The organism is Streptomyces sp. YGL11-2 (assembly GCF_050054615.1).
Classification (GTDB): Bacteria; Actinomycetota; Actinomycetes; order Streptomycetales; family Streptomycetaceae; genus Streptomyces.
In genome coordinates, this window is sequence record NZ_JBNHIN010000024.1 from 73,398 (window position 1) to 98,916 (window position 25,519).

The window sequence follows — 25,519 nt, forward strand, 5'->3', positions numbered from 1 at the left end:
TTGCCATGGTGGGTGGTGAGGGTGCCGCGGGCTGTGCGGCGTGGCCGGATGCCCGTGCCGGGGTGGTCAGTTGCCGCGGCGGTCAGTGGCGCAGGGCCTCGAAAGCGTGTCGTGCGCTCGTGCCGACGGCGAGGTCGATGTCGGGTGCCAGGTTGGCCCGGCGGTCGGAGCGGGTGAGCGCCGCCATCGCGACCCGGTCGCCGCCGGACGTCTCCACCACGCCGATCTCGTGCCGCAGGTGCAGGAAGGTGCCCGTCTTGCCGTGCCACCGGAGCGTGTCCGCGCGCAGTTCGCTCGCCAGCCGCTGCGTGAAGACCTGATGTCCCATCAACCGGCGTAGTTCCGCGGTTGCTTCGGGGTGGGCGACGCCGTCCTGCCACACGCGTCGCAGGAGGTCGACCAGAGCCGCGGCGGTGCCGAGGTTGGCGTGCGCGGGGTCCAGCGTCTCGATGGTGTGCCGCCCCGAGTGGTCGTCACGGATGGCCAACTCCAGGGCGAGCGAGAAGTCGTTGCCCACGGCGCCGGCGGCGCATTCGTACATGCGGTGGAGCCGGTGCCGCATCCGGATGCCGGAGCACCCCCAGGCGCGCAGGCGGGCGTCGACGTCCGTCACCGGGACGAGGTCCAGCAACGCGTCGGCGGCGGCGTTGTCGCTCACCGAGAGCATCAGATGGAGGAGGTCGCCGACGGCGACGGTGGCCGGGTGGCGGAACGCCGCCAGCCCGGTGGGTCCGACACTGCTCGTGGACGGGTCGACGGTCACGGGCCGCGCCGCGTCCAGCTCCCCGGTCGCGATTCGGTCCAGGACGACGAGGGCGAGCGGGACCTTGACCACCGAGGCGAGCGGTACCGGTTCGTCGACGGCGAAGCCGAGTTGCTCGCCGGTGTCGAGGTGGCGGGCGAGGAACGATCCGCGGACGCCGAGGGCGGCCCAGTCGGCGGCGATCGTCTCGGCGACACCGAGGAGGTCCACGTCGTCGGCGACGTAGACGGGGCGGTGGGCGGGGGCGGCGCTCATCCGCGCGCCGCCAGTCGGGACGGGGCGTCCTCGCCCGCGGCCACGGATGCCGTGGTGGGGACGGTCGCGGCGGCGCCGACCGCGGCGGCGAACAGGGGGACCAGCCAGCCCGGTACGTGCGCCGCGGCCCCGGGGCGACGTGCCGCGCCGGTGTCGTACCCGCGGTGCAGCGAGGCGTCGTCCAACGGCGCCCAGTTCGCGCCGTGCCGCCGCGCGAACGGCTCGGTGCACAGCAGCGTCACCTGTCCGGCGAGCGTCTCGGCGAGGGCGGTCGCCGTCGGCCCGGCCGGTCGGACCGTGCCTTCCGGCAACCCGGCCCGCGCGACAGCGCGACGCAACCGGTCCTGTGCGGCCGGAAGTTGATCCTCGGCCGTGGTGAGGATCGGCATGGCGGCCCGCCGCTCGCGCAGCGCACCGCCGCCGCGCCGGGGCCGCAGATCCTCCAGATGGATCGCCCGCCGACGAGTCCGCCGGTGCGCCTCGGGCGGGCCGGCGGCGGCACCGTCCGGTGGCTGCGGTGGGGCGGACGCCAGGCCGAGCGGCACGCGCAGCGCGGCGTTCTCCGGGGCGACGCGTACCAGCGCATACGCCAGCGAGGTGTCGGCCAGACCCGCTACGCGCTCGTCCGGAGGTAGCTCCCGCACGGCGAGCGTGACGTCGCGCTCGGCTCCGGCTCGGATGATCCGCGCCAGTGCGGCAGGCCCGCAGTCCGCAGGCACGCCGACGGCGTGCACCGCCGACTGCCGCGCGGACCGGGCGACGTGCCCCAGCCGCTGGGCCCGGTCCAGCACGTCCTGGGCGTAGGGCAGGAGGAGATGGCCGAGCTCGGTGGTCTCGACCTGGCGCCGCGAGCGGTCGAAGAGCTGGCCGCCGAAGTGCTCCTCCAGCGTCTTGATGCGCCGGCTGAGGAGCGGCTGGGCGATCCCGAGCCGCTCGGCCGCGCGCGAGAAGCTCGCCTCGTCGACGGCCGCGACGTACGCCTCCAGATGCGCGAGCAGGTCCACGCAGCAGTCATATCAAGAAGTTATGAGTCCTTCAAAGTTCACTCTTGGACATGGATGGAGTCCGGCTGTTTCGCTGTCCCCGTCGAAGCTCCGCGGAGCCGGAGCTTCGGGGAACTGACGACGAGTACGGGAGACCTCCGCACATGACCAGTGCCACCCCTCTGCCGCGGCGCGGCCTTCTGAAGACCGGCCTCGCGGTGTCCACCGCCCTGCTCACCACCGCCGCGACGTCGGAGGCGGCCTCGGCCGCCTCCGTCCCCCAACAGAGGGCCGCTGAACGCGAGTTGCGTGAGCTGGAGCGGCGGTACGCGATCCGCCTCGGTGTGTACGCCCGCAACGTCCGCACCGGGAAGGCCGTCGCCTACCGCGCGCAGGAGCGGTTCGCGATGTGCTCGACCTTCAAGGCGTTCGCCGCCGCCGCGGTCCTGCGGGACCAGGCACGCTGCGCGCCGCTGGACAAGGTGATCCACTACCCGCCCGCGGACATCCTGCCGAACTCCCCGAAGACCGCACAGCACGTGGACACCGGCATGGCGGTGGGCGACCTGTGCGCCGCGGCGATCCAGTACAGCGACAACGCGGCGGGGAACCTCCTGCTGCGCCAGATCGGGGGACCGGCCGGCCTCACGCGTTTCTTCCGTTCGATCGGCGACCGGGTCAGCCGTCTGGACCGCTGGGAGCCCGACCTGAACTCCGCCCTCCCTGGCGACCCGCGCGACACCACCACCCCCGAGGCGATCGGCGGCAGTTGCGAGCGGCTGACGGTGGGGCGCGCACTGGCCGACGCCGATCGCGAGCAACTGGTCACCTGGATGAAGGGCAACACCACCAGCGAGGAACGGTTCCGCGCCGGGCTGCCGCGGGACTGGGTCGTCGCGGACAAGACGGGTACCGGCGACTACGCGAGCGCCCACGACATCGGCGTCGCCTGGACGACCCGGAAGACACCGATCGTGCTGGCCGTACTGTCGACGAAGGCCACCCGGAACGCTCCGGTGGACAACGCGCCGATCGCCGCCGCGGCGCGCATCGTCGCGGACACCCTCGCCCCGGGCGAGTAGGGCCCCGCCCCTCCCACCGTCCCTCGTCCCCGGCGCCGATCCGGGAGCCCATGGTGGTGCTCGCTGTGACGGTGGCGGCTACCGGGCCGCGCCCGGCGTTCCCGGGAACCCGCGGGTGTGCCAGGTCCCGCCGTCCGGCGCGACCGCGAAACCCTCGTGACCGTCGAGCCCTTCCAGCCAGTCCCGGGCGCCGGGGCCCATGGCGAAGGCCGCCGTGGCGTAGGCGTCGGTCGTGGTGAGGTCGGGGCCGACGACGGTGACCGAGGCGAGACGGGTCGCGGGGGTGCCGGTGTGCGGATCGAGGATGTGGGCCCCGCGTTCGGCGGTGCCCGAGGTAGCGACGGCCAGGTCGCGTCCGGTGACGACGGTGCACAGCTCGCCCGGCCGGTGCGGGTGGGCGATCCCGATGCGCCAGGGCACACCGGGGGCCGCCGCTCCGCTGAGCCGGAGGTCGCCGCCGCCGTTCACGCAGCTGTGCCGGGCACCGGCGGCCCGCAGGATCTGCGCGGCGCGTTCGACCGCCCAGCCTTTGACCAGCCCGGTCGGGTCGAGGCTGCCGTTCGCGGTGGTGCTGAACCAGCCGCCGCTGGTCCGCTCCACCCGCTCACAGAGGTCGAGGACCTCGCGGACCTCCGCGGGGCACTCGTCGAGTCCGATCTCGCCGCGCGCGAGCCGGCTGACGGGGCTGTCGGCCCGGTAGGTCGAGAAGACCTCGTCGACGTGGTGCAGCCAAGCGACGGCGTCGCCCAGGGCGGAGTCGATGGCGGGGGTGCGGGGGTCGCGGATGTCGAACGAGAAGACGGTGCCCATGGCCCGCTCGACGTGGCGCAGCCCGTGCCGGGGTTCAGGCACCGGCCTTGTCCAGGGCGCTCTGCAGCGACCGGATGTAGCCGGCGCTGGTGTAACTGGCGCCGGACACCGCGTCGATGGCGGCGCCGTGTGCGCTCAGCGCCTCCTGCGTCAGGCGCGGCAGGGCGTAGGCGGCGATCTCCTGGTCACGGCCGTTGTCGGACGGGGCCTGCAGCACCTTGACGGCGGTCAGCCGGCCCACGTTGACGGTGGCGGCGACCTGCACGGTGCCGTAGCGGGTGTCGACCGGGGCGCCGGTGAAGGTGCCGCTGGCCGGGTGTTTGCCGCTCGCCGGGTGGCTGCCCTGGGTCGCACGGCCGGTGGGCGCCGGGGACGGTGCGCTGCCCCCCTGGGCCAGGTCACCGGTCAGGCCGGCGGGCTGGTGCGGCTTGAGGGACAGCAGCAGGACGACCAGTGCGCTGGTCGACGCTGCGGTCAGAACGGCTCGGCGCACAGTGGCTCCTCAGAACGCGAACGACTCGTGGTGGATGCGGTGTTGGGGCACACCGGCCCCGCGCAGGGCCCGTCGGGCAGCGCTGGTCATGCCGGGCGGACCGCACAGATACACCTCGTGCGCGGCCAGGTCGGGGACCAGGGACTTCAGTGCGCGGGCGGTCAGCGGTGCGGAGTACGCGACCGGTTCGTCGACGAAGTAGTGGACGGCCGTGCCGCGAGCGGCGGCGATCGCATCGAGCTCGGCGCGCAGGGCGAGGTCTTCCGGGCGCCGTGCCCGGTAGATGAGCGTGACCTCGCCGGGGAGGGTTTCGAAGAGCGTACGCAGCGGGGTGATGCCCACGCCGCCGCCGAGCAGCAGCACCTTCGCCGACCGGCGGCGCGCCTCGGTGAACGCGCCGTAGGGGCCTTCGGCCCACACCCGGGTGCCGGGCCGCAGCCGGGCCAGGGCCGCGCTGTGCCCGCCGGCCTCCTTGACCGTGATGCGCAGCTGGTGGGGGAGCGGCGGTGCGGAGAGCGAGTAGGGGTTGGCGGTCCACCACAGGCCCGGTGCCAGGAACCGCCAGCGGAAGAACTGGCCCGGCCGGGCGCCGAGTTCGGCCAGTCGCTCCCCGGTGAGGAGTATCGACACCACGCCCGGGGCCTCGGGGCGGACCTCGGTGACCCGGAGCCGGTGGCGCCGGGCCCGTCGTACCGGGACCACGAAGCGGTACCAGACGATCAGCGCTGCCACCGCCCCGTACAGGGCGTACCAGCCGAGCTGGGCCGGCCGCCGGCCCACGAAGTCGGCGCCGTTGGAGAGCTGGTGGCCGAAGGCGAGGAAGATGGCCAGGTAGGTGGCGAAGTGGAGGTAGTGCCAGGTTTCGTAGCTCATCCGTCGGCGGGCGGCGCGCGCCGAGACGACACCGGTGACGATCAGCAGCAGGAAGCCCGCGGTGGCCTTGAGCATGTCCGGGTAGGTGAAGACGAGGGTGGCCGTCTCGTGCAGTACACCGCCCCGCGCGGTGAGGGCGTAGCCCCAGGTGATCATCAGGGCGTGTGCCAGCACCAGCGAGATGGTGTAGCGCCCGGCCATGGCGTGCCAGCGCGCGAGGCGGTCGGTGCCCAGGGTGTGGTCGAGCAGCGGAACGCGGGCCATCAGCGCGACGAGCACCGCGCAGGCGTAGCCGGCCAGCAGTCCGGTGATCCGGCCGGCGCCGGTGAGCCACCCCGCCGGACCCACCACGGACGCCGTGCCCGTCCACCACAGGGCCAGGACACCGGCGGCACCGGCCCAGACGGCGCCCTGGGCCAGCAGCGGCGCCAGGGGCGGCAGCCGGCGGGGCGGGGCGCTGCCGGGGGCATCGCGGCGGGTGTGCGAGATGGTGCTCATGGGACCTCCCTTCCGGGGTCCGCGCCAGCGTCGCAGCGCAACTTCTGAAGATCCTCTGAGCGGCGCCCCCACCTCGGGATTCACAGGAAACTGAGAGCTGGCTCATACCCGCGCACGCCCCTGGGCGGGGGATGCTGGAGGCACCATGCACACGCACCGCACCCCTGCCCCGCTGCACAGCGCCGACGGCTCGCCGCTGCGCGTCCTGGTGGTCGACGACGAGCCGGACGTCACCGAGGTGCTCTCCGGAGCCCTGGCGGGCGAGGGCTGGGAGGTCCGCAGCGCCGCCGACGGCGCCTCCGCGCTCGCGGTGGCCAGGACCTTCCGCCCGCACGCCGTCGTCCTGGACTGGATGCTGCCCGACATCGACGGCCTCCAGGTGCTGCACCTGCTGCGCAAGGAGTTGAAGACGGTCTGTGTCCTCTTCCTCACCGCACGTGACGCCGTCGAGGATCGGATCGCCGGCATCACCGCGGGCGGCGACGACTATGTGACCAAACCGTTCAGCCTGGAAGAGGTGGCGGCACGGCTGCGCGGTCTGCTGCGCCGGGCCGGGATGGCGCACGAGCCGCACGGCGACCAGCTGGTCGTCGGGGACCTCGTCATGGACGAGGAGGCCAGGGAGGTCGTCCGCGGCGGTGAACTGATCGAGCTGTCCCGCACCGAGTTCGAGCTGCTCCGGTTCCTGATGCGCAACCCCCGGCGGGTGCTGTCCAAGGCGCAGATCCTCGACCGGGTCTGGTCCTACGACTTCGGCGGCCGGGCACACGTCGTCGAGCTGTACATCAGCTATCTGCGCAAGAAGATCGACGCCGGCCGGACCCCGATGATCCACACGGTCCGCGGCGTCGGATACGTCCTCAAGCCGGAGCCCGCGTGATCCGGCTCGTCCCCCGCACCCTGCGCAGCCAGCTCACCGCCGGCCTGGTCACGCTCCTGGCGCTGGCCTGCCTGGCGGTCGGCGTCACCACGGTCGTCGCGCTCGAACGGTTCCTGGTGAGCCGCCTGGACCAGCAGCTCGCCGCGTCCGCAGGCCGGTTCGCGGCGAGCCTGGAACACGAGGCCAAACCGGACGCCGACAACCAGCCGGACACCCGCGGCCAGTCCGAGGGCACCTTCGGCGCCCGGCTGCTGCGCGACACCCCGACCCAGGCGGCCGTCGTACGGGACCGGACGGATGCCGCGGTGCCGCTGGCCGCTGACGACCGCCGGGCGCTGGCCGCCCTTCCGTCCGACGGCTCCGGACACAGCATCCGGTTGTCCACACTGGGGCGTTACCGCGTCAACGCGGTCCTGGGCGACGACGGCGACGTCCTGATCACGGGCCTGCCCCTGCGCCCCGTCGAGGAGACGGTGCACCAGCTGGAGGCGGTCGAGGCGGCGGTCTTCGGCGGCGCCCTCGTGGTGACCGGAGTCCTGGGCGCCCTGTGGGTACGGCTGTCGCTGCGTCCGCTGCGCCGCGTGACGACCACGGCCGCGAGCGTGGCCGAACTGCCGCTGGCCAGTGGCGAGGTCGCGATGCCGGAGCCCGTGCCGGTGGCCGAACCGCACACCGAGGTCGGGCAGGTCGGCACCTCCCTCAACCGGATGCTCGGTCACGTGGGCAACGCCCTGGAACGTCGCCAGGCGAGCGAGGAACGGCTGCGGCACTTCGCCGCCGACGCCAGCCATGAGCTGCGGACCCCGGTGGCCAACGTCCGCGGCCATGCGGAACTCGCCCTCCGCCACAAGGGGCCGGTGCCCGGCGAGGTCCGGCGCTCCCTGGAGCGGATCCAGTCGGAGTCGGAGCGGATGAGCCGCCTCGTGGACGATCTGCTGCTGCTCGCCCGTCTCGACGCCGGCCGCGCCCTGGAGCGCCAGCCGGTGGATCTGACGCGACTGGTGATCGACGCGGCCGACGACGCGCGGGCGGCCGGCCCCCGGCACCGGTGGCTGCTCGACCTCCCCGAGACGGCGGTGACGGTCGTGGGCGACGACCACCGCCTGCACCAGGTCGTCGGCAACCTTCTCGCCAACGCCCGTATGCACACCCCACCGGGGACCGCCGTGACGGTGCGGCTGGACGCCGACCACCAGGGGACCCGGCTGACGGTGGCCGACGACGGCCCCGGCGTGCCCGACGAGGTCCAGCACGAAGTCTTCGGCCGCTTCGTGCGGGTCGACCACAGTCGCTCACGGGCGGCGGGGGGCACCGGTCTGGGGCTGGCCATCGTCGACGCGGTGGTCACCGCGCACGGCGGACGGGTCGTGATGAACAGCCGCCCCGGGCACACCGAGTTCACCGTGACCTTCCCCCGGGCCCCGTTCGGTTCCGAGGCCCGCTGACCCGCGGTATCGCCCCGGCCTTCCGCACTCCCCCTGGGCCCGGCTGCCACCCCTCCAATACCGCACATATCATGACGGTGCGGACGAAGCGCAGACGTGCGTCCTTCCCGCGACCGAGCAGTCGACGGGCCGGAACCGACCCGACGGCCGACCGGGACCGCCGGCATGCCGGGACCACCGACGGCTCCGCCGAGGGCCACCCGGCCCTGCCTGCGGGCAACCGGACGCGACAGGCTCGTACGCACTGAACCCGTCGAGAAGGGACTGGACCGCATGCGGCATCGCAGCGTCGCCGATCTGATGACCCCCAACGCCGTCGTCGCCCAGCGGGGCACCCCGTTCCGGGAGATCGCGCGTCTGCTCCATGAGTACGACATCAGCGCGGTTCCGGTCATCGACGAGGACGAGCGGCCGGTGGGAGTCGTCTCCGAGGCCGATCTGCTGCGCCGGCCGTCCGAGGAGCGGGGACGCACCACCGCCGGTGCGATCATGACGAGCCCTGCCGTGGTGGCGCGGCCCGAGTGGAGCGCCGTGCGGGCGGCCAGGACGATGGAGGAGAAGCGGGTCAAGCGGCTGCCGGTGGTCGACGAATCCGGCCGGCTCATCGGCGTGATCAGCCGCCGCGACCTCGTCCAGCTCTTCCTGCGGCGGGACCGCGCGATCCAGGAAGAGATCCTGGAGGACGTACTGACCCGCACACTGGGCGTCGCCCCCTCCGCCGTCACGGTCGACGTCGCCGAGGGCACGGTGACGCTCAGCGGCGCCCTGGAGCGCAGGAGCCTGGTCCCCGTCGCGGTGCGCCTGTGCGAGAGCGTCGACGGTGTGGTCGAGGTGATCAACCGGCTGGACGCCCTGGAGGACGACATGGCCGAACGCGGTGGTGGCTGACCGGACCGATCGTCAAGCGGGCGACTCAGGCGGAACGTTGTGATTCAGCGCCCCGTCCCGGCAGATGACGCCGGCTGTTCCCCGACCGCATGAAGGCCGTAGTCCGGCAGCGCGATGTCTCCGGCCTTGGCGAACTGCGCGGCGAGCAGATTCCGCATCGGCCAGCGCGTCATCGAGCGCATCGACAGGCCCCGCAACCGGATGGCGAGTGCGCTGGAGGGCGCGTATCCCGCGGCGCCTCCGGGCGGCAACTGCTGGGCCTGGTCGACATAGGGGCGCATGGTCGCGTCGTAGTTCCGGAAGGCGATGCGGTGATCGCCGTCGGCCGAGGACAGTTCACCCGCCAGCACGTACGCGCCGACCAGGGCCAGGCTGGTACCGAGGCCGGTGAGTGGCGTGGGGCAGTAGCCGGCGTCGCCGAGCAGCACCACCCGGCCGCGAGCCCAGCTGTCGAGGTGCACCTGGCCCATGGAGTCGAAGAAGAAGTCCGACGCGGTGCGCATCGCCCGCAGCAGCCGCGGCACTTCCCATCCGGCCCCGGCGAAGCGTCGGGCCAGCATGTCCTGTTGCGCCGCGATGTCGCGGCGGTCGTAGGCGATCGGTGCCGACCGGAAGCTGAGGCCGGCCTTGACCTCGCCGGCTCGACGGCCGGGCCGAGCCGAGGCGACGAGCCCACCGGGCACGTTGTACATCTGGTACCAGCCGTCGAGCTCCAGCTCCTCGACGGCGGTGAACCACGCCGTGTAGACGCCCAACGGGCGGACCTGCTCCGACTCCGGCCCGAAGGCCAGGGACCGTACGACCGAGTGCAGCCCGTCCGCACCGACGACCAGCCCGAACCGGCGTGGGCCGGTCTTCTCGAAGGTGACGGTGACCCCGTCGTCGTCCTGGTCGAGCCCGGTGATGGTGTCATCGAAGACGTACTCGGTCTCCGGCACCGTGGCGTCATAGAGCAGGCGTCCGAGGTCGCCGCGCAGGATCTCGATCTCGGAGACGATTCCCTCGCCGCCGAAGCTGTCCGCCGGCAACTGGGCGGTGATGCGGCCGGACGCGTCGACGCATGCCAGGCCGCGCTGATCGACGCTCAGTGCCCGCGCCCGGTCCATCAGCCCCATGCGCGTGACCACGGTGCGGCCGGCGCCCCGCAGATCCACGGTCTGGCCACCCGGCCGTGGTTGTGGTGCGCGCTCCACGACCGTGACGGTGAAGCCGGCCCTGCGCAGCCAGTACGCCAGCGCGGTGCCGGCGATGCCGGCACCGGAGATGAGTATGTCGGTGTTCCTCATGGGCAGTGAATGTACGGCGTAAACGCGTACTAGGCAAGCGTAAATCCGCTGCTGCGCAGGGGACTTGTGCGGGTGGTGCACTAGTGCCCTGGTGTGTGGGAGCCGCACGATGGGTGTACCGCGGACCTGTGGCGCACTGTGACAGCGCGAGTCGGGGCAGGCGGGCGGTCAGGCGGGCGGTGCACTAGTACGGAGAGGAAGGGACCGAGGTGGCGGGAGGCTCGCGCGCCAGCTCTGCCCGTCCCGGCGCCGGCCGCCCCGGGCGGACCGGATCCGCGCCCGCGTCGCCGGGCTTCCGGGGCCGGCGACGCGGGGCGGTTGCGGTTCAGGCCGTGAACCAGCGCTGGACGGCCGCCCGCAGCTCGGTCAACTCGGCCTGGTCCGGGCGGGGTGAGCCGCAGGCCCAGGCCACGTAGCCGTCGGGGCGGATCAGCAGGCCGGTGATGTCGGCCGGGCCGCCGTGTGCGGTGACGAGGTCGATGGCGTCCTGCCGCGCCGTCAGTGCTCCCGACAGCGAGTGATCCTCGGTCAGATCGATCAGCAACGGCCGGGCGCCACGGGAGAGTTCGGCCACCCGGACCTTCCCCGTCTCCGTGATCAACTCCAACTCCGGTGCGAAATAGCCCACTGCGGAGTGGGGATCGGTGACGCCCATCTCATGCCGCACATCGGTGCCCGCGGTGAGGTCGGCGAGGTGCTGGACGACCTCCTTGCGGGTCAGCAGCTCGCCGAAGAGTTCACGCAGGGCGGTGGTGTCGGTCCCCGGCGCGGTGAGCGCGGACTGGGCCTCGGCGTTGAGGACCATGCGGCGGGCAGCCTGGCGGCGCTCGGTGTCGTAGCTGTCGAGCAGGCCGGGCGGAGCGGTGTCGTGCAGCGCGGCGGCGAGCTTCCAGCCCAGGTTGGCGGCGTCCTGCAGACCGAGGTTCAGCCCGGGGCCGCCGCCGGAGGCGTAGACGTGGGCGGCGTCACCGACCAGGAAGACCCGGCGGTCGCGGAACCGGTCGGCGACCCGGGTGTTGCCGCCGGCCAGCCGTCGCAGCACATGCGGGCCCGCTCCGTCCGGCGGGCCGAGCGGCAGGTCGACACCCAGTACCCGGCGGACACTTGACTCCATTTCGGCCAGGGTCATCGGCTCGTCCGTCGCGGGCTGGTCCCACTCGGTGGTACTGACCAGCGGCGGCCGGCCGGGGAACGGCGCGTAGGAGAAGCCGCCCTGCTCGGTGCGGTGGGGCAGGAAGGGCAGGACCGGCCCGTGGCCGGGAAGGGTGAGGGCGCCGCTGACGGGGTCGACCCAGTCGGCCGGGACGGTGGCGTGGGCGGTGCGGTTGGTGCGGCGGTCGTAGCTGACACCGGGGAATCCGATCCCGGAGAGCTTGCGGATCACGCTGTGCGCGCCGTCCGCTCCGATCACGTAGCGGGCGCGGAGTCGCCGGTCGCCGTCGGAGCCGGTGACGTCGAGGGTGACGGCGTCCGCGTCCTGCGCGACGGCGCCGACCCGGTGCCCACGCCGCAGGTCGACGCCGAGTGCGCGGGCACGCTCCTCCAGGACCTCGACGATCCGGTGCTGCGGGGCGGCCAGGGCATAGACCGGACTGGCGTCCAGCAGGCCGAGGTTGAGACCCATGGCAGCGAACATGAAGTACGCGGAGTTCGGCTGCGGAGGCTCCGGGCTGCCGCTGAGCGGCGCGTGCAGGCCGCGGTGGTCGGCCAGTCGCACCACCTGGCCGAGCAGGCCGTTGGCCTTCGGCTCGGTGCTGGGCCGCGGGAGCTGCTCCAGCACGATCGGGCGGATGCCGGCCAGGCTCAGTTCGCAGGCCAGCATCAGCCCGTTCGGGCCGCCTCCCACGATGATCACGTCGGATATCACGGTCATGTCTCCTTGGTGCGAACGGTGCGAACGGTGCGAACGGAAAGGGCGGCACCGAAGCGAGCCGGTCGCCGTTCTTCGCCTGGGCCCGACCTGCCGGACAGGCGCTACGGGACGGGCAGTCCGGCGGCGAGCTGCTCGAAGACCTGGGCCAGGACCGCGCCGAGCGGCGCGGTTTCGTCGGCGCGCAGGCTGTGCTCGACGGCCACCCCGCTGCCGGCCGCGACCACGGCCGCGACCAGCTTCGGGTAGACGTCGCGTTCGGCGTCGGTGCCGGTGCGTCGCGCGACGGCCCTGGCCAACTCCTGCTGGGCGGCGGCGTTGGCCTTGACGATCTCACCGGCCAGCGCGGGTTCGGCCAGCATCAACCGCACCCCCTCGCGCCAACGGTCGTTCTGCGGCGCGGAGTTGCCCGAGGGCGCGAACTGGCCCAGGAGGGCGTGCAGCAGCGCGTCCCAGAGCGGTTCGCCGGCCGGGCGGGCGAGCAGGTCGTCGGCGACCCGGAGCATCCGCTCCAGGTGGCTGGCGGCGATCGCCTCGGCCTTGCCGCCGAAGTAGTTGCGGAACGTGCGGACGGAGACGTTGGCCTCGGTAGCGATCTGATCAACCGTCACATCGGCCCAGCCGTGCAGGACGCAGAGCCGGATCGCGGCCTGGCTCAGCGCGACCCGGGTTTCCCGTTTCTTGCGCTCGCGGAGTCCGGGCTGCTCGGCCGTGCGGGCCTCGTCTTCAGGTGCCATGTGTGCAGCGTAGAGCGAATCTTGCCGAGGGGGCAAGATTTCATAAACGGTAAAATTGCCGGTATGGCAAAAATTTTCTTGCATCGGCACCTCAGGCCGGGTCCATAGGGGACGTCGGGCGGTGCGCCGGTCCCCTCTCCGCGGTCCGTGGATCGCCCTGTTACTTTCGGGCGGTGACGGACTATGAAGCGGCCGAAGCGCACGGCAAGAGGTATCTGCTCGACAACCAACAAGCCGAGGCCGGGGAGCGGTTCGCGGCGTTGGCGGAGTTGTTCGATCCGGGGACGTTCCGGCGGCTGCGGGCGCTGGGGATCGCGGACGGGTGGAGCTGCTGGGAGGTCGGGGCGGGCGGCCCGAGCATCCCCGGGTGGCTGGCCGAGCGGGTCGGCGAGCAGGGCCGGGTGCTGGCCACCGATCTCGATACGTCGTGGATGCCGCGTGCCGGGGCGCCGTACGAGGTGGTACGGCACGACGTGGCCGCCGACGAGCCGCCGCAGGGGCCGTTCGACCTGGTGCACGCGCGGCTCGTCCTGGTGCACGTGCCGCAGCGCGAGGCCGCGCTGCGGGCCATGGTGCGGGCCCTGCGGCCCGGCGGGTGGCTGCTGGTGGAGGATGCCGATCCGGCGCTGCAGCCGCTGGCCTGCCCCGATGAGTACGGCCCCGAGCAGGAGCTCGCCAACCGCATCCGGCGCGGCTTTCGCGCGCTGCTCGCGGAACGGGGCGCGCAACTCGCCTTCGGGCGCACGCTTCCCAGGCTGCTGCGTACGGCGGGACTGGCCGCTGTCGAGGCGGACGCGTACTTCCCCATCACCTCTCCGGCCGGGAGCGTGCTGGAGGCCGCGACCGTGCGGCAGATCCGCGATCGGCTGATCGAGAGCGGGCTGGCGACCGGCGAGGAGATCGCGGAGCATCTGGCGAACATCGGGTCCGGGCGCCTCGACACCGCGACGGCACCGTTGATCTCCGCCTGGGGGCGGAAGCCACTGGACTAGGGAATGTGGGATGTCCCGCCCGCGGGCCGCAGCTTCGGATTCGGCTTCGACATCGGCTTCGGCACGATGGATCAGTGCGTGGCGTTGAGTGCGTTGCGCCAGACCGGGCTGTCGACATAGTGGTTGTCGAACCGCTCGGAGGAGTCCTTGATTTCCTGGGGGCTCGCCTCACCGCGCATGACCCGGCCCAGCAGCCGGAGGTAGTCGAAGCGCGCCAGGCCGGGCGTGAAGGCGAACAGGACGTCGGCCTCGTGCCCGGGAGCGGCGGCGAAGGCGTGCGGGGTGTTCGGGGGCACGAGAAGGAAGTCCCCGGCGTTCAGCACGGTGATCTCCTCGTCCACCAGCACTCGCAGGGCGCCGTCGATGACGTAGAACAGTTCGGCGGCGCGGGTGTGGAAGTGAGCGGGCGCGCCGACCGCACCCCTGGCGAAGGTGGAGCGGTAGCTGGTCAGCAGCCCGCCGGTGGTGTCGGAATCCGCCAGCAGCGTCATGACGCTGCTGGGGTCGCTGGCGGTTTCGGCGTTCGCTCCGCGCGTGAGAACGGTGTCGAAGCCGGCGTTGGCGGCGTTCGTGATGTTGTCGCTGCTCATGGTGTGGGTCCTCTCGGTCCGATGCCACTGTCGCTGTCGCTGTCGTGGTGAGTACGACTCTAGGAGCGAAAAGACCCGGTGAGCGGTGCAATCCCTGCCCGTTCCGGTGGGGCAATTCGCGCGGTGCGACGGGCTGCGCCGCGCCGCCTTGGTGCCGCTCGGGTGCGTCCCGGCCGTGTGCGAGCGGTTGGCGCCGCAGTCCTCAACATCGGTGTCGATTGGGTGAGTTGTGCGTGCTGCGGACTGGTGTGCCCGGCACTTCACCTTCTTTGGGCTTCCCGGACTCCTCCTCTGTGGTCCGGTCGGCCCTCGGCGGCGTGGGAGCGCCTGGACAAGCGTTGACCGCATGCAGGACGGAACGGCAAAGCACCCCAAGGCCCACAGATTCGACGCCTCAAGCGGAACCATCGGCTGCCGAGTAAAGGGTTGAGCAGAGCGGAGCAGGAGGGTGGCTTCTCGTGGGCCCGGCGGTGAGCCCTGCGCTGCAGTTGTGCGTCACGCCCGGCGACTCGCGCCGGCAGTGGTGTCGGGGATGCGCCCGAGGCGGATGAACGTGACCAGCGACTGGACGGCCAGGGCCAGGGCCACGGACGGGGGGACCGTCCAGGGGACCAGGCCGGCAATCGCCATGGTGGAGAGGACGACCAGGGCCGGCAGGAGGGCGGGCAGCGCGGCGTAGAGGGAAATGCGGAGGTGGACGGTGCGGGGCATGGCTGCTCCTCGGGGAAGGGACGAAACGGTACGGGGACGGGGTTATGAGGCCGAGCGGGCGCGGTCGAGGTAGGTGGTCAGGTCCTGCCAGGCATCGGCCGGCGCGGTGGGGTCTGCGGACATCGCGGCCGGCTCGTGCTGCCAGGCGGAGCGCACCGCGGCCGTGAGGGTGCCGTCGCCCCCGGTGAACATCGCGCTGAGTTCGTCCATGCGGGCCACGATCTTCTGCACCTCCGGCGCGGCCGGATCCGTCCCCGCCACGCGGAGGGCCTCGGCCCGGCGGTACAGCTCCGGCCACTCGATCTCCAGGAGGTAGTGGGCGGCGGGGCCGAGCGCGCCGGCCCGGTCCTGCAGCGCCTGGAGTTGGTCGTCGTCGACGTGGCGCCGCAGTGCCTGGTCGGCCGCCGAGCCGGTACCGCGCATGGCCTGGAGCACGCTGATCAGCGCGGAAGTCCCCGGCTCGCGTGCGTGGCTCAGTTCACGGTGGATGTGGGTCAACCGCTGCCGCAGAGCATCCAGCGAGGCGATGGCCGCCTCCACGTCGGACAGGTGCTTGCCCACCAGCCGCACCGGGTCGACACCCGCGTCCAGGCAGGTGGCGATGGACTCCAGTCCCAACCCCAGGCGACGCAGGGCGAGTACCTGGTAGAGGCGGATCACATCCTGCTCGGTGTACTCGCGATGCCCGGAGACCGTACGGCGCGACGGGTTGAGCAGCCCGATCCGGTCCCAGTGGTGCAAGGTACGAACGGTCAGTCCACTCGCCGTGGCGAGCGCCCCGACCTTCCATGTCTGTTCGAAGGCCATGTGCCAACCATGCCGCCTGACGCCACGTGAGGTTCAAGGCCGTCGTCCCTGTCCGGATGTGACAGAACGCCGTCATTGTGGTCCTGCGCGTGCGGAGTGAGGATGGGGGCATGTCCACAACCCGCCGCGTCGTCATCGCGGTCTTTCCCGATGTCGACCTGCTCGATGTCACCGGTCCGGCCGAGGTGTTCGCGCTGGCCAACCGGGAGACCGGCGGCCGGGCGGGCTATCGCGTGGAGCTGGCGGGCCGGACCCCCGGCGTGGTCACCACGTCGGCGGGTGTGCGGCTGGTCGCGGACCTCTCGTTCGCCGAGGTCGATGGTGTGCTGGACACGCTGCTGGTGCCTGGCGCGGTGGATCTGCACCCCGGCGGGCCGGTCGCCCGGATCGACCGTGACGTGGTGGCGTGGCTGAAGACGGCCGCGCCGTTGGCCCGGCGGGTGGCGTCGGTGTGTGTGGGCGCCCATCTGCTGGCCGCGGCCGGGCTGCTGGACGGCAGGACTGCCACCACCCACTGGTCGACGGCCGCGCAGCTGGCGGCCGACCACCCGGCGGTGACGGTGGATCCCGATCCGATCTTCGTGCGGTGCGGGAAGGTGTGGACCGGGGCCGGTATCAGTGCCTGTATGGACCTGGCGTTGGCACTGGTGGCCGAGGACCTGGGCGAGCAGGTCGCGTTGGCGGTGGCCCGGCAGCTGGTCATGTACCTCAAGCGCCAGGGAGGGCAGAGCCAGTTCTCCGTCCCGCTGAGCCAACCCCCCACCACACGCCGGGACATCGACGATCTGCGGATGTTCATCGCCGAGCACCTGGACGGCGAACTGTCCGCGGCGGCCCTCGCGGAGCGGATGTGCCTGAGCGAGCGCCATTTCGCCCGGGTCTTCCGCCAGGAAACCGGCACCACCCCGGCCGCGTACGTCGAGGCCGCCCGGGTGGAGGCGGCCCGCCGCCTGCTGGAGAGCACCGACCGGCCCCTTGAACAGGTCGCCGCCGCCTGCGGATTCGGCTCGGTGGAAACCCTCCACCGGGCGCTGCGCAAGCAGATCGGCACCACCCCGGCGGCCTACCGCCGCCGCTTCCGTGCCACCGGCTGAACCTCTGCCCGTTTCCCCGTTTCCCCGTTTCCCCGATTTCCTGTTTCCCCTTTCCTCGGTCCCCCGTTTCCTCGTCTCCCGGGCACTGCCCAGTCGTACGGCCGCGCCGTCCAGCCGAGTGGTGCCCGCCCTCACCCCTGCTCACAAGGAGCTCCGCCATGACCGCATCCGCAACCCTGCGTGACGTGATCGGCCTCGACAGCCGGCTGCCCCGGCTCGCCGACACCACCCTCATCATGATCGACTTCCAGAACGCCTACCGCACCGGCGTGATGGCGCTCGAAGGCGCCGAGCCGGCGCTCGCGGCCGGGGCCCGGCTGCTGGCCGCCGCCCGGGCCGCGGGCACTCCGGTCATCCACATCGTCAACGACGGCGGCGAGAACACGCCCTACGACATCCGCGCCGAGAGCGGCGCCATCAGCACCGAAGTCGCCCCCGTCGACGGCGAACCCGTCGTGGTCAAGCAGTTCCCCAACGCGTTCCACGCCACCGGCCTGGAGAAGACGCTGCGTGAGCTGGGCGCGGGCGAGGAACTGGTGCTGGCCGGCTTCATGACTCACATGTGCGTCACCTTCACCGCCCAGGGCGCCTTCACCCTCGGCTACCGCCCCACCGTCGTCGCCGAGGCCACCGCCACCCGACCACTGACCGCGCCCGACGGCACCGTACTACCCGCCGCCACCCTCCAGTCGGCTGCGCTGACCACCATCGGCGACCTGTTCGGCACCGTCGCCCCCACCGTCGACGACCTCACCGCCTAGCCGTCCCGCGCATCGCCCCTGCCCGGCAGGACCCCGTTCGCGTACGCACCGCGTGTGCCGCAGCCACAGTCTGCCGCAGTCTCATCAACCACCCTTTGAATCAGGGGTGTTCAGAAAGGTGTTCACAAGACCGCGACCGTCAGGCGCACCACGTAACTCTCCTCGATCGTGCCGTCGGGGAAGAGGGCGGAGAGGCGGGCGCGCTCGTCGGTGAGGAAGGCGTCGGCGCTGGCCATGCCGCGGACCAGGAAGGCGGAGTGGCTGGCGAGGTTGGCGAGGTGGGTGGTGAGGGGGACGCGGCGGGACCAGTGGAGGGTGCGCTGCGCGACGTCGAGACCCTGAGGGGTCTGCGGCGAGTGGTCGGCCGCGCCGTGGGCGCTGTCGTTCGCGCCGAAGAAGGTGCGCAGGCGGGTGTCCTGTTCGGCGATCCAGCCGACGGCGTGGTCGGCGCCGTTCCACCACAGCGCGAGTGCGCCGCCGGGGCGCAGCGCGCGGCGGGCTTCCGGGAGGGCCTTGGCGGGGTCCGTCCAGTGCCAGGACTGTGCGTAGGTGATGAGGTCGAGGGAGGCGGTGGCCAGCGGGAGGCGGTTGCCGTCGCCCCGGACGAGGGGGATGTCGGGGAGGGCGCGGTGGAGTTCGGCTGCCATGCCGGGGCCGGGTTCGACGGCGATGACCTGCGCGCCGCGGTCGTACAGCAGGGCGGTGGCGATCCCCGTGCCGGCGCCGATGTCCGCGATCCGGGCTCCGTTCAGGGACCTGCCCGTCGTCTCCTCCAGCGCGTCGAGGAGGGCCGGGGGATAGGAGGGGCGGTTGGCGGCGTACTGGGCGGCGGCGGTGTCGAAGGACAGGGCTCGGTTCGTCGTCATGGGGCCAGTGTCCTGGCGGAGGGGTGCGGCCACCTTCTGTGCATCGTCGTCGGTAGCGGGGGGCAAGATCGTCCTTCGCCTCCTTCGCCGGGGGTTGCGCCGTGCGGGCGCGCACGGCGCCCCGGGAGGCGCAGCGCCGCCTGATGTGCCCTCGCACAGACGGCAATCCCCTCGCTTGTGCCATGCGACAGGAGACTTCCACCTCACATCTGCGGCAGAGTGTGCGCTCGTTCGCCAGGTCGGCGACAAAGGAGGGAGACTCCGATGAGGAAGAGAATCCAGCTGCGCTCCGCCATGGGGAAGGCGCTGGTCCTGGGGGCCCTGCTGACCGTGACGGTGTCAGGAACCGCGTACGCCAACACCGTTGCCGTGACCGTGAAGACCCCCGGAGCCACCAGCGGACCCACCGCCATCGACTCCGAGATATCGACACACGCGGACTGCGCCAGCGGCCTCGCCTCCGGCGGTGGGATCGACCAGACAAACGGCAGCGCGGACGGCAACCACGTGATGGGCAGCGCGCCCAGCTCCGACGGCACCACCGAGTACACCGGCACACCCGGCGTCGTCGGCACCGATGCGGCGCACTGGCTCGGCATCGGCGGAACCGGGGGCAGGCTCGACCCCGCGTACTCCACCACCCCCTACGCCATGTGTTTCAGCAGCAACCTGATCAATCACACCCAGGTGGTGATGAACAAGGTCAACGCGCCCACCACCGCCTCGACGGTCGGCCTCGTCACGGCGACCTGTCCGACCAACACGGTCCTGCTCGGCGGCGGTGTCCGGACCACCCCGGCCAGTGTCGGGAACTTCAAGGCGATCGGGAGCTTCCCCACCTTCAACAACGCCGCGCATGACTTCGGTAAGAAGGCCGCGGCGGACGGTGAGACCAACCCCGACTCCTGGACCGCCGTCGGGTGGGACGCCGGCTCCGGCAACACCTCCAACGAGACGTACGCGTACGCCATTTGCAGCGGTACGGGGATCAACGTCAGCGGTGTCACGGTGAAGGTCCACAACACCGAGGTGGCCGGCCCGACCACGGCAAGCACCGGCCAGACGGCGACCGTCGGCTGCGGCACCGACGGGAACATGGTCAGCGGCGGTGCCGCCATCAGTGGAGGCAACGTGACGACCACCGACTTCACCGGTCCGGGTTCCGGCGGCGACCACCTCAACGGCAGCTTCCCCAGCGACTCCGCGGGCAACCCGGTCTCGGACGGGACCACCACGGCGGCGTACTGGACGGCCTTCGGGCACACCGGCGGCATGGCATCGGCCGGGACCCACACCGACGCCTGGGCGCTGTGCGCCAACGACGGTGTCTGACAGCTGACTTCACAGCTGACTTCGGAGAGGAACAACCCATGAGGCACAACAACTCGCTGCGCTCCGCCGCGCGGGCGGCGGCGGTCCTGGGCGCCGCGCTGGTCGTCACGGTGCCGGGAACCGCGGACGCCGAATCCGCCGGCATCACCGTGCGGACTCCCGGGGCCACCGTCGGCCCGGCGACCGCCTTCACCGGGGTCGCGTCCCACGCGGACTGCGCCCACGGTCTGATCACCGGCGGCGGCGTCGACCAGGCCATCGGCACCGGCCCGGACTCCAACGGCAACCACGTGATGGGCATCGCCCCCAGTCCCGACGGCACCACCGAGTACACCGGCACACCCGGCGTCGTCGGTCACGACGTGACCCACTGGCTCGCGTTCGGCGGGAGCGGGAGCCACAGCAGCCCCGCGTTCTCCACCACCCCCTACGCGATGTGCGTCCAGGGCCACCGGATCCGGCACACCCAGGTGGTCATGAACAAGACCGCCGGTCCCTCGACCGGCCTGTCGGACCGGCTGGTCACGGCGACCTGCCCGACCGGCACCGTCCTGCTCGGCGGCGGCGCCCGCACCACCCCGGCGAGCGTGGGCAGCCTCAAGCCCATCGCCGGCTTCCCCACCTTCAACAACGCCGCACACGACTTCGGAAAGAAGGCCGCGGCGGACGGTGAGACCAACCCCGACTCCTGGACGGCCGTCGGCGGGATCGGCGGCGGCCGCGACATGAACAACGCCACCTACGCCTACGCGATCTGCACCGCCGGGCACGACAACGTCCGCCACGCGGTCACGACGGTCCACTTCCGGGAGGTGAGCGGGCCCGACGGGGCCGCCACGGGGCAGACCGTGACCGTCGGCTGCCGCCGCGAAGACGGCAGCCTGATCAGTGGGGGAGCGGCCATCAGTGGAGGCGGGGTGACGACGACCGACTTCACGAAGACGGGCTCGGGAGGCCCCCACCTCAACGGCAGCTTCCCCAGCGACTCCGCGGGAAACCCGGTCCGCGACGGCGCCGCCGGGCCGGCCTACTGGACAGCCGCCGCCCACGCCGGGGGATCGCCCGCGCCGAACAGTTACACCGACGGCTGGGCGCTGTGCCTGAACACCCACCGCAAGGGCGAGGCCGGGAACGAGGACTGACCTTCTCCCGTGCGCCGGACGGCCGGTGGCCACCCGTGGTCACCGGCCGTGACGGCAAACGGCGTTGTCGACTGGCGCCTCCGCGTCCGGAACCCGTGACGGGCGGCGCCCCCAGGCGGAGACGGTGACCTGGGGGATGTCGATGAACGCGGGATCGTCCAGCAGACCGGCGAACTCGTTCAGGTCGGCCTCGGTGACGAGGCCCTCGGCGAGCAGCGCGGGGGCCGCCTGGGCGATGAGGGGACGCCAGCGGTCCTTGTCGAGTCCTCCCATACAGCCGAGGTTCCCGGTGAAGGACACCTCGCTCAGTCCGCTGCGGGCGAGGTGGGCGGGCAGGCCGCGCGCCCAGGTCATATCGACCCCGTGGTCGCGGTACCTGCGCTGATACGCGGCCAGGAGTCGCTGCACCGCGGGGAAGGGGGAGGTCTCCGCGGGGAGGTGGTACGGCTCTTCGATGACCAGCCAGCCGCCGGGGGCGAGCCAGCGGGCGGCCCGTTCCACCATCGCGTCGCGGGCCGGCAGATGGCAGTAGAGGTAACGGGCGTGGATGAGGTCGAAGCCGCCGGGCGCGTAGGCGTCGTGTGTGATGTCGGCTTCCTGGATCTCCAGGTTCGGGGCCCGGCCGGCGTCGAGGTGACGGGTGTCGAGGTCGACGGCGACGACCCGGCCGTCCGGGCAGCGCTCGGCGAGCCAGTACGCGATGGAGCCGGCGCCCGCGCCCAGTTCCAGGCAGTCCCAGGACGTCTGGAGGGGGAGGCCGTCAAGGATGCCGGTGGTGAACGCGTCGACGTTGCGCTGGATGGCTTCCAGACGGTCGCGTTCGCGCGGGGTGTCATTGCTCAACTCGTCCTCCGTCGGCGGTTGGTGATCACGATCCATCCGAGTGTGCCAGTGGCTGTCCGGGCGTGCAGCGCTTCGCGGGCTCCGCCCGCTCCGCCCGTCATCGGGGGAGGGGGAGAGGGGCGTGCCGGCGTCGCGTCACCGGCGGAGCCAAGTCGACCGGATTCCCGCGCCGGGCGGCGGATCAGGCCAACCGGGCACTGGTGCACGGCAGTACGAAGCGCTTCACTCCTGACCCATGAGACGAGTGCTTCTCACCGTGTGCGCCGCTGTCGCCGGCCTGGTGCTGGGCGCGAGCCCGGCCCTCGCAGCGGAGCCGCCCACCGAATTCGGTACCCACTGGCACGATCCGGTCACCGCCGGTCCGCCGGTGTCCGTCCCGGACACACCGTCGTGCCAGGTGACGGTCGCCGACACCGCATTCCGCGACTACACGCCCTACAAGGGAACCTACATACCGCCCGCAAGGACCGGACCGTGCGGGCACCGCTGGAACAAGGTCGTCCTGAAACTCCAAGGGTCCGTGGCCGGGCGGCAGTTCGACCGCCTCGGATATCTCCACATCGGCGGCGTGGAGGTCCTGCGCACGTCGACACCGGAACCCTCGCCCCAGGGCGTCACCTGGAAGGTGGAGAAGGACGTCACCCGATACGCCGCCACGCTCCGCGAGCGGCAGCCCGTCGAGATGCTCATCGGCAACACCGTGGACGGGACGTACACCGGCGTCATCAAGGTCAAGGCGACGCTGACCTTCTACGCGGCGTGGGGAACGGCGAAGGAGGCCCGCACCCCCGACAAGGTACTCACCCTCCAGGGCGCCCACAGCAACGGCCCGTCCGACGAGGGGCAGTTGACCACACCGCGCAACAGCGAACGGATCGTCGCCGAGGTGTACGCCACCGGATCGGGCGGCGGCTGCGAGGAGTTCTGGTACCTGACGGTGCCGGCCGCGGTACCGTACTCGTGCAAGGCCAAGGACGGCCCGTACCGCGAGGTGCAGGTGACGGTGGACGGCAGGCTCGCCGGTATCGCGGCCCCGTTCCCCACCGTGTGGACGGGCGGCTGGTCCAACCCCTTCCTCTGGTACGTGATCCCGGGCCCGCGCGCCTTCGACGTCCGGCCGGTGCAGTACGACCTCACCCCCTTCGCCGGGCAGCTGAACGACGGGCGCCCGCACCGGATCGCGGTGTCGGTCACCGGCCTGCCCGCAGGGCAGAGCGGCTGGAGCACCCCCACCAACATCCTCGTCTGGCAGGACGCCGGGGCGGCGCAGGTGACCGGTGCGCTCGTCACCAGCCGGCCGGGCGACCTCGTCGACAAGACGGCGTACCAGCCGGGCGCCGAGCGCCGGTTGACGGCCGAGGGCGGGCACTCCCTCACGGTGTCGGGATACGTCGACACCTCGCACGGCCGGGTCACGACGACGGTCACCCGCAGGCTCGCCGGTGACTCCGTGCACCGCTGGAACGCGGACGAATCCGCCGACGCGCTCCGAGCGCGCTGGAACGACGACGAGGCGGTGACCGTTCGCGGCGGGGGACCCGCGACCACGACCCGCACCCGGCGCACCTACACCATGGACGGTGCGACGACCGTGGACTCCGGCAACCGGCTGCGGACGACCATGACCATGGGTGACCGCGCGGACATCGCCACGCTGCGGGGCGGACGGCGCACCGACTGGTCGTGGCTGGACGACACCTACACGGGCGACGCCGCGTACCACCAGAACGTGCCCCGCGAACAGCGGCACGCCACCGGCGTCTCCCGCGAGCGCTACCGCCTCCACGGCCCGGGTTCCTGCTACGACCGGACGCTGGCCACGGCCCAGGGCGAACTGACGGAGGACCGGCACGGCTGCTGAGCGTCCGCGCCGGACGGGCCCGGCCGTAGCGGTCCGGCGCTGAACCGCCTCTGAGGGAAGGTTACTTGCGGCCCCTGGCCGGTGGGCGGCACGGACTCACGTGCCGCCCACTCGCCGTCGTCCGCCTCGTCCGCCGGAACTGGCCGCGATCACCCTTCCGGTGGATTGCCGGGGTGTGGCAAGGTATCGGCGTCCCGCGCGTGGCGAGCGCATCGGGGCGGTACGGCGGAGTGCGGGGGAGCGGCCCCGCACCCTTGACGGGTCGTGTCCTACGACGCTCTCGCGGCGCGGCAACACGGGCGGTGCGTGCCTGCGCTGCGGCTGCCCTGGGGGCGAGCGGGTGTCGGCCGATGTCCGCCGTCGGCCACGCCGATTCCCGGTCGGATGGTGCAAGGGGCCCTGACAGCAAGGGAATGGGGAGGGGAGGGCTGGGGCGGGAAAGTGGCGCGCTGCCCGCCCGGAAGGCGGTTGTCGGGTCGCCCGGTTGCCCCGAAATATGGCCCCTCAACCGGCGCACGTGCCACAACTTCCAGAAGACGCAGTGCACTTGCGAGTGATTGGATTGGCAGTATGAATCGTTCGACGGAACATTCCCGTATTGACCTTCCCGCCCTTATTGCCGCCTCGGTCACGGTCTTGCTCTGGGCTTCGGCCTTTGTCGCCATTCGTGCGTCGGCGAGTCATTTCGGGCCCGGCGCCCTGGCGTTGGGCCGGCTTTTGACCGGTGCCGTGGCGCTGCTGGTCGTGTTCGTGGTGCGGCGGGGCGGTTTACCGCCGCGGCAGGCATGGCCCGGGATCATCTGCTCCGGGGTGCTCTGGTTCGGGTGTTACATGGTGGCGTTGAACTGGGGTGAGCAGAAGGTCGATGCCGGCACCGCCGCCATGGTCGTCAACATCGGACCGATCGTGATCGCGCTGCTGGGCGGCTGGCTGCTCAAGGAGGGATTCCCGCGTCTGCTGCTGGTGGGCATGGCCGTGTCGTTCGTCGGCGCGGGCGTGGTCGGGCTCTCGACGTCCAGCGGCGGCTCGTCCTCGGTCCTCGGCGTACTGCTGTGCCTGCTGGCGGCCGTGACGTACGGAGCCGGGGTCGTGTCGCAGAAGCCGGCGCTGCGGCATGCGACACCGATCCAGGTGACGACGTTCGGCTGCCTCATTGGCGCCGTCGCCTGCCTGCCGTTCAGCGGGCAGCTGATCTCGCAGCTGTCCAAGGCTCCGCTCTCGGCGACGCTCAACGTCGTCTACCTGGGCCTGTTCCCGACCGCACTCGCCTTCAGCACCTGGGCCTACGCGCTCTCGCGGACCACCGCGGGCAAGATGGGGGCGACCACTTACGCGGTGCCCGCGGTCGTCATCGTCATCTCCTGGGCCGCCCTGGACGAGGTGCCCGGGTGGGTCACACTGCTCGGCGGTCTGATCTGCCTGAGCGGGGTCGCGGTCTCCCGACTGCGCGGCAGGCCCGCTCCGCAGCCGACGGCGTCCGACGCGGACCGTCCGGCGGCGGGCGACGCACCGGTGCCCTCGACGGAGACCACCGGCTGACGCGCGGCGCCGTCGCAGCGGCGGGAGCCGAGGGGTGCCGGGCGCACCGCTCCGGCCCCGCCGCGGGTACCTCCGGCCCCGCGGACCGAGCCGTCCGGCGGGGCTCGTGGCAGGACGG

Annotated in this window: 24 protein-coding genes; 11 read left to right on the forward strand and 13 right to left on the reverse strand. The window is 72.1% G+C overall.

What is annotated here, in order from left to right; all coding sequences use genetic code 11:
* Positions 1-82: 82 nt before the first annotated feature.
* Positions 83-1,018: a serine hydrolase gene (locus ACO1BR_RS25610; RefSeq protein WP_426797447.1), complete on the reverse strand. Its 936-nt coding sequence runs from the start codon at positions 1,016-1,018 to the stop codon at positions 83-85.
* Positions 1,015-2,022, reverse strand: coding sequence for a LysR family transcriptional regulator (locus ACO1BR_RS25615; protein ID WP_426797448.1), 1,008 nt, complete (start codon positions 2,020-2,022; stop codon positions 1,015-1,017). Before ACO1BR_RS25615 ends, ACO1BR_RS25610 begins: the two co-directional genes overlap by 4 nt.
* Positions 2,023-2,165: 143 nt before the next feature.
* On the opposite strand from ACO1BR_RS25615, the gene bla reads away from it, so the two are divergent.
* On the forward strand, positions 2,166-3,083 hold the full coding sequence (bla, locus tag ACO1BR_RS25620; RefSeq protein WP_426797449.1) for a class A beta-lactamase: 918 nt from the start codon (positions 2,166-2,168) through the stop codon (positions 3,081-3,083).
* 78 nt (positions 3,084-3,161) lie between these two features.
* Here the strand turns inward: bla and ACO1BR_RS25625 are convergent, their stop codons facing one another.
* The 3 genes from ACO1BR_RS25625 to ACO1BR_RS25635 are packed head-to-tail and all read right to left on the reverse strand — an operon-like array spanning position 3,162 to position 5,757.
* Entirely contained in the window at positions 3,162-3,893 is a 732-nt protein-coding gene (locus ACO1BR_RS25625) for an FAD:protein FMN transferase (RefSeq protein WP_426797493.1), read from the reverse strand.
* A 34-nt stretch (positions 3,894-3,927) separates the two neighbouring features.
* Entirely contained in the window at positions 3,928-4,386 is a 459-nt protein-coding gene (locus tag ACO1BR_RS25630; RefSeq protein ID WP_426797450.1) for an FMN-binding protein, read from the reverse strand.
* A gap of 9 nt (positions 4,387-4,395) precedes the next feature.
* Complete coding sequence (locus ACO1BR_RS25635) at positions 4,396-5,757, reverse strand: ferredoxin reductase family protein (protein ID WP_426797451.1); 1,362 nt, start codon at positions 5,755-5,757, stop codon at positions 4,396-4,398.
* A 145-nt stretch (positions 5,758-5,902) separates the two neighbouring features.
* Here ACO1BR_RS25635 and ACO1BR_RS25640 point away from each other — a divergent pair, with 145 nt between their 5' ends.
* The 3 genes from ACO1BR_RS25640 (at position 5,903) to ACO1BR_RS25650 (ending at position 8,970) form a co-directional block, all read left to right on the forward strand.
* Positions 5,903-6,637 carry a response regulator transcription factor gene (locus ACO1BR_RS25640; RefSeq protein WP_426797452.1) on the forward strand — a complete coding sequence of 245 codons (735 nt, stop codon included), beginning with the start codon at positions 5,903-5,905 and terminating at the stop codon, positions 6,635-6,637.
* Positions 6,634-8,082: an ATP-binding protein gene (locus ACO1BR_RS25645; protein ID WP_426797453.1), complete on the forward strand. Its 1,449-nt coding sequence runs from the start codon at positions 6,634-6,636 to the stop codon at positions 8,080-8,082. The genes ACO1BR_RS25640 and ACO1BR_RS25645 overlap by 4 nt, the downstream gene beginning before the upstream one ends.
* A 273-nt stretch (positions 8,083-8,355) precedes the next feature.
* Positions 8,356-8,970 (forward strand): CBS domain-containing protein, encoded by a 615-nt coding sequence (locus ACO1BR_RS25650; RefSeq protein WP_159505476.1) that lies wholly within the window; start codon positions 8,356-8,358, stop codon positions 8,968-8,970.
* Positions 8,971-9,014: 44 nt separating this feature from the next.
* Here the strand turns inward: ACO1BR_RS25650 and ACO1BR_RS25655 are convergent, their stop codons facing one another.
* The 3 genes from ACO1BR_RS25655 to ACO1BR_RS25665 form a co-directional block, all read right to left on the reverse strand.
* Positions 9,015-10,256, reverse strand: a complete 1,242-nt coding sequence (locus ACO1BR_RS25655; protein ID WP_426797454.1) for an FAD-dependent oxidoreductase — start codon at positions 10,254-10,256, stop codon at positions 9,015-9,017.
* A 325-nt stretch (positions 10,257-10,581) separates the two neighbouring features.
* The gene (locus ACO1BR_RS25660) at positions 10,582-12,129 is read right to left on the reverse strand and encodes an FAD-dependent monooxygenase (protein ID WP_426797455.1); all 1,548 of its coding nucleotides are present in this window, start codon (positions 12,127-12,129) and stop codon (positions 10,582-10,584) included.
* A 101-nt stretch (positions 12,130-12,230) separates the two neighbouring features.
* A complete protein-coding gene (locus ACO1BR_RS25665; RefSeq protein WP_426797456.1) occupies positions 12,231-12,863 on the reverse strand; it encodes a TetR family transcriptional regulator in 633 nt (210 codons plus the stop codon).
* Between the two features lie 173 nt (positions 12,864-13,036).
* Here ACO1BR_RS25665 and ACO1BR_RS25670 point away from each other — a divergent pair, with 173 nt between their 5' ends.
* The gene (locus ACO1BR_RS25670) at positions 13,037-13,855 is read left to right on the forward strand and encodes a class I SAM-dependent methyltransferase (protein WP_426797457.1); all 819 of its coding nucleotides are present in this window, start codon (positions 13,037-13,039) and stop codon (positions 13,853-13,855) included.
* 71 nt (positions 13,856-13,926) lie between these two features.
* On the opposite strand, the gene ACO1BR_RS25675 is transcribed toward ACO1BR_RS25670, so the two are convergent.
* From ACO1BR_RS25675 to ACO1BR_RS25685, 3 genes are all read right to left on the reverse strand, one after another.
* Entirely contained in the window at positions 13,927-14,445 is a 519-nt protein-coding gene (locus ACO1BR_RS25675; protein WP_426797458.1) for a cupin domain-containing protein, read from the reverse strand.
* A 495-nt stretch (positions 14,446-14,940) separates the two neighbouring features.
* The gene (locus ACO1BR_RS25680) at positions 14,941-15,156 is read right to left on the reverse strand and encodes a hypothetical protein (protein WP_426797459.1); all 216 of its coding nucleotides are present in this window, start codon (positions 15,154-15,156) and stop codon (positions 14,941-14,943) included.
* Positions 15,157-15,198: 42 nt separating this feature from the next.
* Complete coding sequence (locus ACO1BR_RS25685; protein WP_426797460.1) at positions 15,199-15,963, reverse strand: MerR family transcriptional regulator; 765 nt, start codon at positions 15,961-15,963, stop codon at positions 15,199-15,201.
* 110 nt (positions 15,964-16,073) lie between these two features.
* On the opposite strand from ACO1BR_RS25685, the gene ACO1BR_RS25690 reads away from it, so the two are divergent.
* Complete coding sequence (locus tag ACO1BR_RS25690) at positions 16,074-17,057, forward strand: GlxA family transcriptional regulator (protein ID WP_426797461.1); 984 nt, start codon at positions 16,074-16,076, stop codon at positions 17,055-17,057.
* Positions 17,058-17,215: 158 nt separating this feature from the next.
* On the forward strand, positions 17,216-17,818 hold the full coding sequence (locus tag ACO1BR_RS25695; protein ID WP_426797462.1) for an isochorismatase family protein: 603 nt from the start codon (positions 17,216-17,218) through the stop codon (positions 17,816-17,818).
* A gap of 122 nt (positions 17,819-17,940) precedes the next feature.
* Here the strand turns inward: ACO1BR_RS25695 and ACO1BR_RS25700 are convergent, their stop codons facing one another.
* On the reverse strand, positions 17,941-18,684 hold the full coding sequence (locus ACO1BR_RS25700) for a class I SAM-dependent methyltransferase (RefSeq protein ID WP_426797463.1): 744 nt from the start codon (positions 18,682-18,684) through the stop codon (positions 17,941-17,943).
* A gap of 264 nt (positions 18,685-18,948) precedes the next feature.
* Here ACO1BR_RS25700 and ACO1BR_RS25705 point away from each other — a divergent pair, with 264 nt between their 5' ends.
* Both ACO1BR_RS25705 and ACO1BR_RS25710 read left to right on the forward strand, forming a co-directional pair.
* The gene (locus ACO1BR_RS25705) at positions 18,949-20,016 is read left to right on the forward strand and encodes a hypothetical protein (protein ID WP_426797464.1); all 1,068 of its coding nucleotides are present in this window, start codon (positions 18,949-18,951) and stop codon (positions 20,014-20,016) included.
* Positions 20,017-20,054: 38 nt separating this feature from the next.
* On the forward strand, positions 20,055-21,158 hold the full coding sequence (locus tag ACO1BR_RS25710; RefSeq protein ID WP_426797465.1) for a hypothetical protein: 1,104 nt from the start codon (positions 20,055-20,057) through the stop codon (positions 21,156-21,158).
* 39 nt (positions 21,159-21,197) lie between these two features.
* Here the strand turns inward: ACO1BR_RS25710 and ACO1BR_RS25715 are convergent, their stop codons facing one another.
* The gene (locus ACO1BR_RS25715; RefSeq protein WP_426797466.1) at positions 21,198-22,001 is read right to left on the reverse strand and encodes a class I SAM-dependent methyltransferase; all 804 of its coding nucleotides are present in this window, start codon (positions 21,999-22,001) and stop codon (positions 21,198-21,200) included.
* A 235-nt stretch (positions 22,002-22,236) separates the two neighbouring features.
* On the opposite strand from ACO1BR_RS25715, the gene ACO1BR_RS25720 reads away from it, so the two are divergent.
* Both ACO1BR_RS25720 and ACO1BR_RS25725 read left to right on the forward strand, forming a co-directional pair.
* Positions 22,237-23,862, forward strand: coding sequence for a peptide-N4-asparagine amidase (locus tag ACO1BR_RS25720; protein WP_426797467.1), 1,626 nt, complete (start codon positions 22,237-22,239; stop codon positions 23,860-23,862).
* 570 nt (positions 23,863-24,432) lie between these two features.
* Positions 24,433-25,401, forward strand: a complete 969-nt coding sequence (locus ACO1BR_RS25725) for a DMT family transporter (RefSeq protein ID WP_426797468.1) — start codon at positions 24,433-24,435, stop codon at positions 25,399-25,401.
* Positions 25,402-25,519 lie beyond the last annotated feature (118 nt).

Excerpts from the sequence above, each read along its gene's own strand:
- bla (WP_426797449.1), top strand. The coding sequence starts at position 2,166 with ATGACCAGTGCCACCCCTCTGCCGCGGCGCGGCCTTCTGAAGACCGGC.
- ACO1BR_RS25720 (WP_426797467.1), top strand. The coding sequence starts at position 22,237 with ATGAGACGAGTGCTTCTCACCGTGTGCGCCGCTGTCGCCGGCCTGGTG.
- ACO1BR_RS25640 (WP_426797452.1), top strand. The coding sequence starts at position 5,903 with ATGCACACGCACCGCACCCCTGCCCCGCTGCACAGCGCCGACGGCTCG.
- ACO1BR_RS25680 (WP_426797459.1), bottom strand. The coding sequence starts at position 15,156 with ATGCCCCGCACCGTCCACCTCCGCATTTCCCTCTACGCCGCGCTGCCC.
- ACO1BR_RS25660 (WP_426797455.1), bottom strand. The coding sequence starts at position 12,129 with ATGACCGTGATATCCGACGTGATCATCGTGGGAGGCGGCCCGAACGGG.
- ACO1BR_RS25695 (WP_426797462.1), top strand. The coding sequence starts at position 17,216 with ATGACCGCATCCGCAACCCTGCGTGACGTGATCGGCCTCGACAGCCGG.
- ACO1BR_RS25650 (WP_159505476.1), top strand. The coding sequence starts at position 8,356 with ATGCGGCATCGCAGCGTCGCCGATCTGATGACCCCCAACGCCGTCGTC.
- ACO1BR_RS25625 (WP_426797493.1), bottom strand. The coding sequence starts at position 3,893 with ATGGGCACCGTCTTCTCGTTCGACATCCGCGACCCCCGCACCCCCGCC.
- ACO1BR_RS25705 (WP_426797464.1), top strand. The coding sequence starts at position 18,949 with ATGAGGAAGAGAATCCAGCTGCGCTCCGCCATGGGGAAGGCGCTGGTC.
- ACO1BR_RS25675 (WP_426797458.1), bottom strand. The coding sequence starts at position 14,445 with ATGAGCAGCGACAACATCACGAACGCCGCCAACGCCGGCTTCGACACC.
- ACO1BR_RS25710 (WP_426797465.1), top strand. The coding sequence starts at position 20,055 with ATGAGGCACAACAACTCGCTGCGCTCCGCCGCGCGGGCGGCGGCGGTC.
- ACO1BR_RS25655 (WP_426797454.1), bottom strand. The coding sequence starts at position 10,256 with ATGAGGAACACCGACATACTCATCTCCGGTGCCGGCATCGCCGGCACC.
- ACO1BR_RS25700 (WP_426797463.1), bottom strand. The coding sequence starts at position 18,684 with ATGACGACGAACCGAGCCCTGTCCTTCGACACCGCCGCCGCCCAGTAC.
- ACO1BR_RS25685 (WP_426797460.1), bottom strand. The coding sequence starts at position 15,963 with ATGGCCTTCGAACAGACATGGAAGGTCGGGGCGCTCGCCACGGCGAGT.
- ACO1BR_RS25635 (WP_426797451.1), bottom strand. The coding sequence starts at position 5,757 with ATGAGCACCATCTCGCACACCCGCCGCGATGCCCCCGGCAGCGCCCCG.
- ACO1BR_RS25665 (WP_426797456.1), bottom strand. The coding sequence starts at position 12,863 with ATGGCACCTGAAGACGAGGCCCGCACGGCCGAGCAGCCCGGACTCCGC.
- ACO1BR_RS25690 (WP_426797461.1), top strand. The coding sequence starts at position 16,074 with ATGTCCACAACCCGCCGCGTCGTCATCGCGGTCTTTCCCGATGTCGAC.
- ACO1BR_RS25725 (WP_426797468.1), top strand. The coding sequence starts at position 24,433 with ATGAATCGTTCGACGGAACATTCCCGTATTGACCTTCCCGCCCTTATT.
- ACO1BR_RS25610 (WP_426797447.1), bottom strand. The coding sequence starts at position 1,018 with ATGAGCGCCGCCCCCGCCCACCGCCCCGTCTACGTCGCCGACGACGTG.